This is a genomic window from Enterobacter cloacae complex sp. ECC445, assembly GCF_021892025.1.
Taxonomy (GTDB): domain Bacteria; phylum Pseudomonadota; class Gammaproteobacteria; order Enterobacterales; family Enterobacteriaceae; genus Enterobacter; species Enterobacter chengduensis.
In genome coordinates this window covers 32,364-43,749 of the sequence record NZ_JAKLRZ010000041.1, presented here as the reverse complement: position 1 = coordinate 43,749, position 11,386 = coordinate 32,364, and the positions used below count along the sequence as shown (strand labels likewise).

The following is an 11,386-nucleotide window of genomic DNA, read 5'->3' as shown; positions in this document are numbered from 1 at the left end:
TCAGGTCAAACTCAGTGACAGTTTACCCGTCTGTTGACGGGTAACTGAAGTGACTTTAAACATACAAGGGCATCAGCCCGCACAATCCCGCACTGATTAGAAGTTGTAACCCACAACCAGGTAACCACCCCAGCCGGTAGAACGAACGCTGAAATCGCCGTTGCCGAAGTTCAGGCTCGCGTCGTCGTTCCACTGGCCACCGTTGTGCCAGTAACGCGCAACCACGGAGTAGTGCCAGTGATCGTAGTTCAGCGCCAGGATGTGGCTGGACGCGATGGAATCGTTGGTACGCGCTTTTCTGCCGTTCAGGTCACGGAAGTCGTTATCGCCCAGGTCTGAGCCCCAGTCAAAGTTGGTGAAACCGATATAGCTCAGGTTACCGCCCCACAGCTGGGTAATTGGCACGAAGTATTTCACTTTGAAACGGTAGCCGTCCCACTCGTTTTCGTTCGCGGCACCGTAGTTCTGCCACTGATATTTCGCGTAGACGTTCATAGACAGGCTCATTGGCAGGCCAGTGTCGATGTCCGTACCCAGACCCATGTACCAGGTGCTCTGGCGACCGGACTTGTTGCGGCCCATGTCGTAGATGTAGTTGTTCGCGAAGTACCACTCTTTGAACGGACCAAACGCCAGGCTAGTGCCGGTCAGCTTATCGATGGAGAAACGCGGTTCGATTTCCATAAACAGCGGAGAACCGTGGTTCCAGATACCTTTCGCATCGGTGTTACCGCCGAAGAAGACCGGCGCATCCATATAGCCATAGAAATCAAACCAGTCTTTCTTGGCGAACGCTTCGTACTCCAGGTAGGTATCGTTGCGGATCTGTGGTCCGAAACGGGTGTGGTAGCTGCCGACCACGTTAACGCTCTGGTGCCACCAGTCGGAGAGGTATTGTGGTTTGTCGTTTTCCGCTGCGTTAACAGTGAAAGAGGAAGACAGTGCCAGCACGGCGCCAGCTGCGAGTAATGTTTTTTTCATAATCATGCCACTGATTGAAATTCCCTTCCGGGAGTGAAAAATGCGCGAATTGCGTTTCTAAATATTTCGTGTTTCTGCGGTGCCTATTATAGGAATCCCTGCTCACAAAAATATGTGTTGTTTCACATATCTCTCACACGCGTAATCGATTGCGTTCACGTTTGCGTACTTTAAACGGCCGGGATTGTAGCGGCAATCATTTATGTTGCCAATCCATACGAAATGTAAATGTTAGCGGAGTGACATTTCACTCCGCTCAGAAGGAAGGATTTACTGCGCGGCGGGTTGGATGTCGTGAATGCGGATAAAGCCTAACTGTTCCGGCGTAAGGCCGCTTAACTGCAGCGGAATATCCACATCACTCGGCGCTAAAACGCTGGCCGGGGCGGTGAAGAGCTGGTTCTTCACGTTCACTTCCTGGTAATTCTCCGTGGTGCCCTGGATCTGGCCCCATTCGACGGTGCCGCTGAAGGCCGGGAGCGGATCGTTGGATTCTCCCTGGATGCGTAATGTTGCGCGCGTACCATCTGCATTCGCCGCCACATTCACCAGCGACATTTTCAGCGTGCCAACCTGGCTGTTGAGGCGCGCAGGCGTATTCGCACCCGGTAACAGGTAAACCCCGCTGCTGGATTTGGCGTTCAGCGCGTTTTGCTGGGTAATCTTCACCGTTTCTTTGTTCAGTTTGTCCATTGCCGTATTGAGCGTATTCACGCTCTGTTTCATCTGACGGACTTCGGTTTGCTGTGCACAGGCGCTAAGGGTGAACAGGCTCCCCACCAGCAATATTTTCAGGTAACGTCTTGTCATTGCGTTTAATTCCTTGAAATAACGGATCGCACTTATGGTAGCCAGCATGATCGTTTAAGACATAGATCCTTTGTCTCAAAAAGCTCTTCCTTTGTTGTCAGGCCAGATCAGGGTAAAATGAAAATCAGTTAACCAGATAACAGGGATACCGTATGCATTGCCCATTCTGCTCCGCTGTGGATACCAAAGTCATCGACTCTCGTCTCGTGGGCGAAGGGTCATCCGTGCGCCGTCGTCGGCAGTGTCTGGTGTGTAACGAGCGTTTTACGACCTTTGAGGTGGCAGAGCTGGTCATGCCGCGCGTGGTAAAAAGTAACGATGTGCGCGAGCCGTTTAACGAAGAGAAGCTGCGCAGCGGGATGCTCAAGGCCCTCGAAAAACGTCCCGTTAGCGCGGATGACGTTGAGATGGCGTTAAACCACATAAAATCTTACCTTCGTGGCCTGGGCGAACGTGAAGTGCCAAGCAAAATGATCGGCAACCTGGTGATGGAACAGCTGAAAAAGCTCGATAAGGTCGCCTATATCCGCTTCGCCTCCGTCTACCGCAGCTTCGAAGACATCAAAGAGTTTGGCGAAGAGATCGCCCGCTTACAGGATTAAGCTCATGCAGGATGAGATTTACATGGCGCGAGCCATGAAGCTGGCGCAGCGCGGGCGTTTTACCACCCATCCCAACCCGAACGTGGGATGCGTTATCGTCAAAGATGGCGAAATCGTGGGGGAAGGTTTCCACTACCGTGCCGGCGAGCCGCATGCCGAGGTTCATGCCTTACGCATGGCCGGCGAGAAGGCGCGCGGCGCCACCGCCTACGTCACGCTGGAGCCCTGCAGCCACCACGGGCGTACGCCGCCGTGCTGTGAGGCGCTGATCGCGGCCGGGGTTTCACGCGTGGTGGCATCCATGCAGGATCCCAATCCGCAGGTGGCCGGACGCGGTCTGTACCGTCTGCAGCAGGAAGGCATCGACGTCAGCCACGGGCTGATGATGCAGGACGCGGAAGCGATCAACAAAGGCTTCCTGAAGCGCATGCGCACGGGATTTCCGTATATTCAGCTCAAGCTGGGCGCCTCGCTGGATGGCCGTACGGCGATGGCGAACGGCGAAAGCCAGTGGATTACGTCGCCGCAGGCAAGGCGCGATGTGCAACGTCTGCGCGCGCAAAGCCATGCTATCCTCACCAGCAGTGAAACCGTGCTGGCTGACGATCCGGCCATGACCGTGCGCTGGGACGAACTGAATGCCGAGACCCAGGCGCTTTACCCGCAGGAGAACCTGCGTCAGCCGCTGCGTATTGTCATTGATAGCCAGAACCGCGTGACCCCAGATCACCGGATCGTCCAGCAGCCGGGGGAAACCTGGATTGCCCGCACCCGAGAAGATACTCGCGAATGGCCGGAAGGCGTGCGCAGCATCATGGTGCCGGAGCATAACGGGCACCTGGATCTCGTGGTGCTGATGATGCTGCTCGGCAAGCAGCAGGTGAACAGTATCTGGGTGGAAGCGGGTCCAACGCTCGCCGGTGCGCTGTTGCAGGCCGGGCTGGTGGATGAGCTGCTGGTATACCTTGCGCCTAAACTGTTAGGCCACGACGCGCGCGGCCTGTTTGTGCTGCCCGGCCTTGAAAAACTGGCCGACGCACCGCAACTCGCATTCAGCGAGATTCGTCCGGTGGGTCCGGATGTCTGCCTCCACTTAACGACAGCGTAATTGCTCCCGAAATAGAGAAGCAGTACGCAAAGTATTATGATAAAATCCGCCCCCCTGCGGGGCCACATGAACCCGTAAAGGAAGAGTATGAACATTATTGAAGCTGCTGTAGCTACCCCGGACGCTCGCGTCGCCATCACCATTGCGCGTTTCAACAACTTCATCAACGACAGCCTGCTGGAAGGCGCGATTGACGCCCTGAAACGCATCGGCCAGGTTAAAGATGACAACATTACCGTTGTTTGGGTTCCAGGCGCTTACGAACTGCCACTGGCGGCGGGCGCGCTGGCGAAAACCGGTAAATACGACGCGGTGATTGCCCTGGGTACCGTTATTCGTGGCGGCACTGCGCACTTCGAATACGTTGCGGGCGGTGCAAGCAACGGTCTGGCACACGTTGCGCAGGATGCTGAAATTCCTGTCGCGTTCGGCGTGCTGACTACCGAAAGTATTGAACAAGCCATCGAACGTGCCGGCACCAAAGCCGGTAACAAAGGTGCAGAAGCTGCACTGACCGCGCTTGAAATGATCAATGTATTGAAAGCCATCAAGGCTTGATTTTTTTGTAAGGGGAATTCCGTGAAACCTGCTGCTCGTCGCCGCGCCCGTGAATGTGCCGTCCAGGCACTTTACTCCTGGCAGTTGTCCCAGAACGACATCGCTGATGTTGAATACCAGTTCCTGTCAGAACAGGACGTGAAAGACGTTGACGTTCTGTACTTCCGTGAACTGCTGTCGGGAGTGGCGACTAATAGCGCGTATCTCGATGGTCTGATGAAGCCATACCTGTCCCGTCTGCTCGAAGAGCTGGGCCAGGTAGAAAAAGCAGTGTTGCGTATCGCGCTGTTTGAGCTGTCTAAACGTGATGATGTGCCGTACAAAGTGGCCATCAACGAAGCGATCGAGCTGGCGAAAACCTTCGGCGCTGAAGACAGCCACAAGTTCGTAAACGGCGTTCTTGATAAAGCAGCACCTGCGATCCGTCCCCACAAAAAGTGATCCGCAAACCGGAGTCCTGCATTGCCTGACGGGCAGTGCGGCTCCGGTTTTTTCTTTTATTTGCTGAGGCATAACGTATGGCATGCGGCGAATTCTCCCTGATTGCCCGTTATTTCGACCGTGTCAGAACCTCTCGTCTTGATGTTGAAACCGGCATTGGCGATGACTGTGCACTTCTCAATATTCCCGAAAAACAGACGCTGGCAATCAGCACTGACACCTTAGTGTGCGGGCGTCATTTCTTACCGGATATCGATCCTGCCGATCTGGCGTACAAAGCTCTCGCGGTTAACGTCAGCGATCTGGCGGCGATGGGGGCCGATCCCGCCTGGCTGACGCTAGCCCTGACGCTGCCAGAGGTGGATGAAGCCTGGCTTGAAGCCTTTAGCGATGCGCTGTTCGAGCAGCTTAGGTACTACGATATGCAGCTGATTGGCGGTGATACCACGGCCGGGCCGCTGTCGATGACGCTGGCGATCCACGGCTACGTGCCGCTTGGCCGCGCGCTGAAGCGCTCGGGCGCAAAACCGGGTGACTGGATCTATGTGACCGGTACGCCGGGTGACAGCGCGGCAGGGCTGGCTATCCTTCAGCACCGTTTAGCGGTTGAAGACGCTGACGATGCGGCGTATCTGGTGAAACGCCATCTGCGCCCGACGCCGCGCATTCTGCACGGCCAGGCGCTGCGCGAGCGGGCAAGCTCGGCTATCGATCTGTCTGACGGGCTGATCTCGGATCTCGGGCATATCCTGAAGGCCAGCGGCGTAGGCGCGCGCGTTGACCTGGATCTGTTCCCGCTGTCAGAACAGCTGCTTCGCCATGTGGAACCTGACCAGGCGCTGCGCTGGGCGCTATCCGGCGGTGAAGACTACGAACTGTGCTTCACGGTGCCTGAACTTAACCGTGGCACGCTGGACGTGGCGTTAGCGCATCTTGGCGCGAAGTTCACCTGTATTGGTCAGATCATGCCGGAGAGCGAAGGGCTGAAGTTTGTGCAGGACGGTGCGCCGGTGACGCTCGACTGGAAAGGGTACGATCACTTCGGTTAAATTTGTGCGCTCTGTATTGCCGGGTGGCGGCTTAGCCTTACCCGGCCTACAAAAGAGGGTGCTTATTTAAACCCCACCACCGGATGCTGCTGATACGGCGTTTCGAGCTCGGCAACCTGCTCCGGCGTCAGCGTGATATCCACCGCATTCAGCAGCTCATCCAGCTGTTCTTCCCGAGACGTGCCGATAATCGGCGCCGCGACGCCGCGTTTACCCAGCAGCCACGCCAGCGCCACCTGCGCGCGGGTTGCGCCGGTATCGTCGGCGATTCCGGCCAGGCGTTCGGCAATCAGCGCATCGCTGGCTTCCGTACCGCCATAGAGATTTTTTCCCACTTCATCCGAGACCAGGCGAGCCGTGGTTTCTCCCCACGGACGGGTCAGGCGACCGCGCGCCAGCGGGCTCCACGGGATGACCGCGATGCCTTCCTGATGGCACAGGGGCAACATCTCGCGTTCTTCTTCACGATAGATCAGATTGTAGTGATCCTGCATGGTGACGAAGCGCGCCCAGCCGTGCTGCGCCTGGAGATCCAGCGCCTGCGCGAACTGCGACGCGTGCATAGATGACGCGCCGATGTAGCGCGCTTTCCCGGCTTTGACCACGTCGTTCAGCGCTTCGAGCGTTTCCTCTATTGGCGTGTTGTAATCCCAGCGATGGATTTGCAGCAGATCGACGTAATCCATGTTCAGGCGGCGGAGACTGTCATCAATGGAGCGCAGGATCTGCGCGCGGGAAAGGCCCTCAGACAGGTCACCTGACGGGTAGTACACTTTGGTGGCGACGACGATATCTTCCCGACGCGCAAAGTCACGGAGGGCGCGGCCAACAATCTCCTCGCTGCTGCCGTCGGAGTAGCTGTTGGCGGTGTCAAAGAAGTTAATGCCGCCCTCGATGGCGCGTTGGATGATCGGACGGCTGCTCTCTTCCGGCAGCGTCCAGGCGTGATTACCCCGATCGGGCTCGCCAAAGGTCATGCATCCCAGACAAAGTCGGGAAACCTTAAGGTCCGTTTTTCCTAATGTTGTATATTGCACGGTTCCGCTCCTGCTGTTTAAACACCAGGTTTAAGCATAGCAGGAGCGGAAAGGAGGGAAGGGGTCAGTCCAGCCAGGCGCGAATTTTGGCTTCGATCCCGGCGGCGTCCAGGCCAATCGCCGCGCGGGCTTCATCCTGGGTACCTTGCGGAATGAAATGGTCCGGCAGGCCGAGGTTTAGCACCGGCACGACTTTGCGGTTTGCCATCAGCACCTCGTTCACGCCGCTGCCCGCGCCGCCCATGATGACGTTTTCTTCCAGCGTGACCAGCACGTCATGCGTCTCGGCCATGCTCAGGATCAGCGCGTCGTCGAGCGGCTTCACGAAGCGCATATCCACCAGGGTGGCGTTCAGCGTTTCAGCGACCTTCACCGCCTCTGGCATCAATGTGCCGAAGTTCAGAATCGCCACTTTTTCACCGCGACGCTTCACCAGACCTTTACCGATCGCCAGCTTTTCCAGCGGCTTCAGCTCAACGCCAACCGCATTGCCGCGCGGGTAGCGAACCGCGCTTGGGCCGTCCTGATAGTGGTAGCCGGTAAACAGCATCTGACGACATTCGTTCTCGTCGCTTGGCGTCATGACAACCATATCCGGAATGCAGCGCAGGAACGACAGGTCAAATGCCCCCTGGTGCGTCTGGCCGTCGGCACCGACGATGCCCGCACGGTCGATAGCAAACAGCACCGGCAGCTTCTGGATCGCCACGTCGTGGATCACCTGATCGTAGGCGCGCTGCAGGAAGGTGGAATAGATTGCGACAACCGGCTTGTAGCCGCCAATGGCCAGGCCCGCTGCAAACGTTACCGCGTGCTGCTCGGCAATCGCCACGTCGAAATACTGGTCAGGATATTTTCTGGAGAACTCCACCATGCCGGAGCCTTCGCGCATGGCCGGGGTGATCGCCATCAGCTTGTTGTCTTTGGCGGCGGTTTCGCACAGCCAGTCGCCGAAGATTTTTGAATAGCTCGGCATGCCGCCGCTGCTTTTTGGCAGACAGCCGCTGGACGGGTCAAATTTCGGCACCGCGTGGAAGGTGATCGGATCTTTTTCCGCCGGTTCGTAGCCACGCCCTTTTTTGGTCATGATGTGCAGGAACTGCGGCCCCTTCAGGTCGCGCATGTTCTTGAGGGTGGTCACCAGACCCTGCACGTCATGGCCGTCAACCGGGCCAATATAGTTAAAGCCCAGCTCTTCAAACAGGGTGCCCGGCACGACCATGCCTTTGATGTGTTCTTCGGTACGCTTGAGCAGCTCTTTAATCGGCGGTACGCCGGAGAAGACTTTTTTGCCGCCTTCACGCAGCGAGGAGTAAAGCTTGCCGGAGAGCAACTGCGCCAGATGGTTGTTCAGCGCGCCCACGTTCTCGGAGATCGACATTTCGTTATCGTTAAGAATAACCAGCATGTCCGGCTTGATGTCGCCCGCATGGTTCATGGCCTCGAAGGCCATCCCGGCGGTAATGGCGCCGTCGCCAATCACGCAGACGGTGCGGCGCTGCTTGTTCTCTTTTTCGGCGGCAACGGCAATACCGATGCCCGCAGAAATGGAGGTAGAGGAGTGGCCGACGCTCAGCACGTCATACTCGCTCTCACCGCGCCACGGGAACGGGTGCAGGCCGCCTTTCTGACGAATGGTGCCAATTTTATCGCGACGTCCGGTCAGAATTTTGTGCGGATAGGCCTGGTGGCCCACGTCCCAGATGAGCCGATCGAACGGCGTGTTATAGACGTAGTGCAGCGCCACGGTCAGCTCTACCGTGCCAAGCCCGGAGGCGAAATGGCCGCTGGAGCGGCTTACGCTGTCGAGCAGGTAGCGACGCAGCTCGTCGCACAGCTTCGGCAGGCTCTCTTTCGGCAACAGACGTAACTCCTGGGTGGAGTCCACTAACGCCAGTGTCGGGTATTTGGCAATATCAAAACTCATCAAAGGCTCATCGAGATATATAGTTTATTTATTACGCTGGATGATATAGTCCGCTAGCGCTTCCAGTGCCGAGGTATCCAGCGATTGCGCGGCCAGCTGATTCAGCGACTGGCGGGCATCGTCAATCAGATCCCGGGCTTTACGCTGGGCTTGCTCGAGGCCCAGCAGGGCGGGGTAGGTACTTTTGCCAAGCTGCTGGTCCGCACCCTGACGTTTACCCAATGTTGCAGTATCGCCCACCACATCCAGAATGTCATCCTGAACCTGGAATGCCAGACCGATACTTTCTGCGTATCTGTCCAGAATCGGCAGGGCGTTGCGCCCTCGTTCACCCGCGCTCAGCGCGCCCAGGCGAACGGCGGAACGAATCAGTGCCCCTGTTTTATGGCGATGAATACGCTCCAGCTGTTCCAGATTAACCTGACGTCCTTCCGCTTCAAGATCCAGCGCTTGTCCGCCGCACATGCCCGCCACGCCGCTGGCCATGGCCAGCTCGGAGATCATTGCCAGCCGGTCGCGATCGACCACTTCCGCCATCGGCGCATCGCTCAGAATCGAGAAGGCCAGCGTTTGCAGGGCGTCACCCGCCAGAATGGCATTCGCTTCGCCAAACTTGATATGGCAGGTGGGCTGGCCCCGACGCAAATCGTCGTCGTCCATCGCCGGTAAATCATCATGAATCAGCGAATAGGCATGGATGCACTCAACGGCGGCGGCCGGGGCATCCAGCGTGTTATCGCTGATGCCAAACATATTGCCGGTCGCGTACACCAGGAACGGGCGCAGGCGCTTTCCACCCAAGAGTGCGCCATAGTGCATGGCCTCAACCAGTGGAGTGTTCTGAAAAGGCTGTGGGGCAATAAAACGGCGCAGGGCGTCGTTAGCGCGTACGACACGCGCCTCAAGCTCGTTGGCAAAATCCATTTACTCGGCGTCCGGTGTAAAAGGCGTGGTCTTCGCGTCTTCGCTGTCGGAAAGCAGGATCTGCACGCGCTGTTCGGCCTGCTGTAGCTTGACCTGCCCCTGGCGCGCCAGCTGCACGCCACGCTCGAATTCGTTGAGCGCCTCTTCCAGCGGGAGATCGCCGCTCTCAAGGCGGGTAACAATTTGCTCCAGTTCACTCAGCGCAGTTTCGAAACTGGCCGGTGCGTCGTTCTTCTTCGGCATAGTGAATTGACTCTTATATTCTCAGCCCCGACATGGTAACGGACTCAGGGCAATTATCAAATAACGCGCAATGTGCACAGGAGCGGCGCGATGGTGGTATACTTGCGCGCCTGGATGCAGCCACGGGTGTGGGCTGCTGTACTCTTTTCCATTACAAGCCTTAATACGCTTGCCTAAGAAACATTGCCGCCATGAAGTTTATCATTAAATTGTTCCCTGAAATCACCATCAAAAGCCAATCTGTGCGTTTGCGCTTTATTAAAATTCTCACCGGGAACATTCGTAACGTATTAAAGCACTACGACGAAACCCTCGCCGTGGTGCGCCACTGGGACCACGTTGAGGTCCGTGCAAAAGACGAAAACAAGCGTCAGGATATTCGCGATGCCCTGACCCGCATTCCGGGGATCCACCATATCCTGGAAGTGGAAGACGTTCCGTTCAGCGATATGCACGACATCTTCGAAAAAGCGCTGGTTCAGTACCGCGACCAGATCGAAGGCAAAACCTTCTGCGTGCGCGTGAAGCGTCGCGGCAAGCACGAGTTCAGCTCTATTGAAGTGGAACGTTACGTTGGCGGCGGTCTGAATCAGCACGTCGAGTCTGCGCGCGTGCGCCTGACGAACCCTGAAGTGACGGTTAACCTGGAGATCGAAAACGATCGCCTGCTGCTGGTGAAAGGGCGCTATGAAGGTATCGGCGGCTTCCCGATTGGCACCCAGGAAGACGTATTGTCCCTGATCTCAGGCGGCTTCGACTCCGGCGTCTCCAGCTATATGCTGATGCGTCGCGGCTGCCGCGTGCACTACTGCTTCTTCAATCTGGGCGGCGCGGCGCACGAAATCGGCGTTCGTCAGGTGGCGCATTACCTGTGGAACCGCTTCGGCAGCTCCCACCGCGTGCGTTTCGTGGCAATTAACTTCGAACCGGTGGTCGGCGAAATCCTTGAGAAAGTCGACGACGGCCAGATGGGCGTCATCCTGAAGCGCATGATGGTGCGCGCGGCGTCCAAAGTGGCTGAACGCTACGGCGTGCAGGCGCTGGTGACCGGCGAAGCGCTCGGTCAGGTTTCCAGCCAGACGCTGACCAACCTGCGTCTGATCGACAACGTGTCTGATACGCTGATCCTGCGTCCGCTCATCTCCCACGATAAAGAGCACATCATCGACCTGGCGCGTGAAATCGGCACCGAAGATTTTGCGCGCACCATGCCGGAATACTGCGGCGTGATCTCAAAAAGCCCGACCGTCAAAGCGGTGAAGGCGAAGATCGAAGCCGAAGAAGAGCACTTCGATTTCAGCATCCTGGAAAAAGTGGTGGCGGAAGCGTCCAACATTGATATCCGCGAAATTGCCCAGCAGACCGAGCAGGACGTGGTTGAGGTGGAAACCGTGAGCGGTTTCGGCCCTAACGATGCGATTCTGGATATCCGCTCGATTGACGAGCAGGACGACAAGCCGCTGCAGGTTGAAGGCGTCGAGGTGGTTTCTCTGCCGTTCTACAAGCTGAGCACGAAGTTTGGTGACCTCGACCAGAGCAAAACGTATCTGCTGTGGTGCGAGCGCGGGGTGATGAGCCGCCTGCAGGCGCTGTATCTGCGCGAGCAGGGCTTTGCGAACGTGAAGGTGTATCGTCCGTAGTTTCTCGCCGGGGAGTGCGGCCTGATGCCCTCACCCCGGCCCTCTCCCACAGGGAGAGGGAGAACA

12 protein-coding genes are annotated in these 11,386 nt (G+C 57.3%); 6 read left to right on the top strand and 6 right to left on the bottom strand.

The window, feature by feature from the left end:
• Positions 1–96: 96 nt before the first annotated feature.
• A complete protein-coding gene (locus L6R44_RS23155; protein WP_032642482.1) occupies positions 97–981 on the bottom strand; it encodes a nucleoside-specific channel-forming protein Tsx in 885 nt (294 codons plus the stop codon).
• A 270-nt stretch (positions 982–1,251) separates the two neighbouring features.
• Complete coding sequence (locus tag L6R44_RS23150) at positions 1,252–1,791, bottom strand: DUF3251 domain-containing protein (protein WP_237425538.1); 540 nt, start codon at positions 1,789–1,791, stop codon at positions 1,252–1,254.
• Positions 1,792–1,943: 152 nt separating this feature from the next.
• On the opposite strand from L6R44_RS23150, the gene nrdR reads away from it, so the two are divergent.
• From nrdR to thiL, 5 genes are all read left to right on the top strand, one after another.
• Positions 1,944–2,393, top strand: a complete 450-nt coding sequence (gene nrdR / locus L6R44_RS23145; RefSeq protein ID WP_008503337.1) for a transcriptional regulator NrdR — start codon at positions 1,944–1,946, stop codon at positions 2,391–2,393.
• 4 nt (positions 2,394–2,397) lie between these two features.
• Complete coding sequence (gene ribD, locus L6R44_RS23140; protein WP_237425537.1) at positions 2,398–3,501, top strand: bifunctional diaminohydroxyphosphoribosylaminopyrimidine deaminase/5-amino-6-(5-phosphoribosylamino)uracil reductase RibD; 1,104 nt, start codon at positions 2,398–2,400, stop codon at positions 3,499–3,501.
• Between the two features lie 87 nt (positions 3,502–3,588).
• Positions 3,589–4,059 (top strand): 6,7-dimethyl-8-ribityllumazine synthase, encoded by a 471-nt coding sequence (ribH, locus tag L6R44_RS23135; protein WP_006176874.1) that lies wholly within the window; start codon positions 3,589–3,591, stop codon positions 4,057–4,059.
• Positions 4,060–4,080: 21 nt separating this feature from the next.
• Positions 4,081–4,500, top strand: coding sequence for a transcription antitermination factor NusB (nusB, locus tag L6R44_RS23130; RefSeq protein WP_006809908.1), 420 nt, complete (start codon positions 4,081–4,083; stop codon positions 4,498–4,500).
• Between the two features lie 77 nt (positions 4,501–4,577).
• Positions 4,578–5,549, top strand: a complete 972-nt coding sequence (thiL, locus tag L6R44_RS23125) for a thiamine-phosphate kinase (RefSeq protein ID WP_237425536.1) — start codon at positions 4,578–4,580, stop codon at positions 5,547–5,549.
• 62 nt (positions 5,550–5,611) lie between these two features.
• Here thiL and L6R44_RS23120 read toward each other — a convergent pair whose 3' ends face one another.
• The 4 genes from L6R44_RS23120 to xseB form a co-directional block, all read right to left on the bottom strand.
• Positions 5,612–6,586 (bottom strand): aldo/keto reductase, encoded by a 975-nt coding sequence (locus L6R44_RS23120; RefSeq protein WP_237425535.1) that lies wholly within the window; start codon positions 6,584–6,586, stop codon positions 5,612–5,614.
• A 64-nt stretch (positions 6,587–6,650) separates the two neighbouring features.
• A complete protein-coding gene (gene dxs / locus L6R44_RS23115) occupies positions 6,651–8,513 on the bottom strand; it encodes a 1-deoxy-D-xylulose-5-phosphate synthase (RefSeq protein ID WP_237425534.1) in 1,863 nt (620 codons plus the stop codon).
• Between the two features lie 24 nt (positions 8,514–8,537).
• A complete protein-coding gene (gene ispA, locus L6R44_RS23110) occupies positions 8,538–9,437 on the bottom strand; it encodes a (2E,6E)-farnesyl diphosphate synthase (RefSeq protein ID WP_032638467.1) in 900 nt (299 codons plus the stop codon).
• Complete coding sequence (gene xseB, locus L6R44_RS23105) at positions 9,438–9,680, bottom strand: exodeoxyribonuclease VII small subunit (protein ID WP_008503331.1); 243 nt, start codon at positions 9,678–9,680, stop codon at positions 9,438–9,440.
• A gap of 191 nt (positions 9,681–9,871) precedes the next feature.
• Here xseB and thiI point away from each other — a divergent pair, with 191 nt between their 5' ends.
• A complete protein-coding gene (thiI, locus tag L6R44_RS23100) occupies positions 9,872–11,320 on the top strand; it encodes a tRNA uracil 4-sulfurtransferase ThiI (RefSeq protein WP_237425533.1) in 1,449 nt (482 codons plus the stop codon).
• Positions 11,321–11,386 lie beyond the last annotated feature (66 nt).

What these genes read in the sequence shown, in the direction of transcription:
- L6R44_RS23155 (WP_032642482.1), bottom strand. Translation starts at nt 981, where the DNA reads ATGAAAAAAACATTACTCGCAGCTGGCGCCGTGCTGGCACTGTCTTCC.
- L6R44_RS23150 (WP_237425538.1), bottom strand. Translation starts at nt 1,791, where the DNA reads ATGACAAGACGTTACCTGAAAATATTGCTGGTGGGGAGCCTGTTCACC.
- nrdR (WP_008503337.1), top strand. Translation starts at nt 1,944, where the DNA reads ATGCATTGCCCATTCTGCTCCGCTGTGGATACCAAAGTCATCGACTCT.
- ribD (WP_237425537.1), top strand. Translation starts at nt 2,398, where the DNA reads ATGCAGGATGAGATTTACATGGCGCGAGCCATGAAGCTGGCGCAGCGC.
- ribH (WP_006176874.1), top strand. Translation starts at nt 3,589, where the DNA reads ATGAACATTATTGAAGCTGCTGTAGCTACCCCGGACGCTCGCGTCGCC.
- thiL (WP_237425536.1), top strand. Translation starts at nt 4,578, where the DNA reads ATGGCATGCGGCGAATTCTCCCTGATTGCCCGTTATTTCGACCGTGTC.
- dxs (WP_237425534.1), bottom strand. Translation starts at nt 8,513, where the DNA reads ATGAGTTTTGATATTGCCAAATACCCGACACTGGCGTTAGTGGACTCC.
- ispA (WP_032638467.1), bottom strand. Translation starts at nt 9,437, where the DNA reads ATGGATTTTGCCAACGAGCTTGAGGCGCGTGTCGTACGCGCTAACGAC.
- xseB (WP_008503331.1), bottom strand. Translation starts at nt 9,680, where the DNA reads ATGCCGAAGAAGAACGACGCACCGGCCAGTTTCGAAACTGCGCTGAGT.
- thiI (WP_237425533.1), top strand. Translation starts at nt 9,872, where the DNA reads ATGAAGTTTATCATTAAATTGTTCCCTGAAATCACCATCAAAAGCCAA.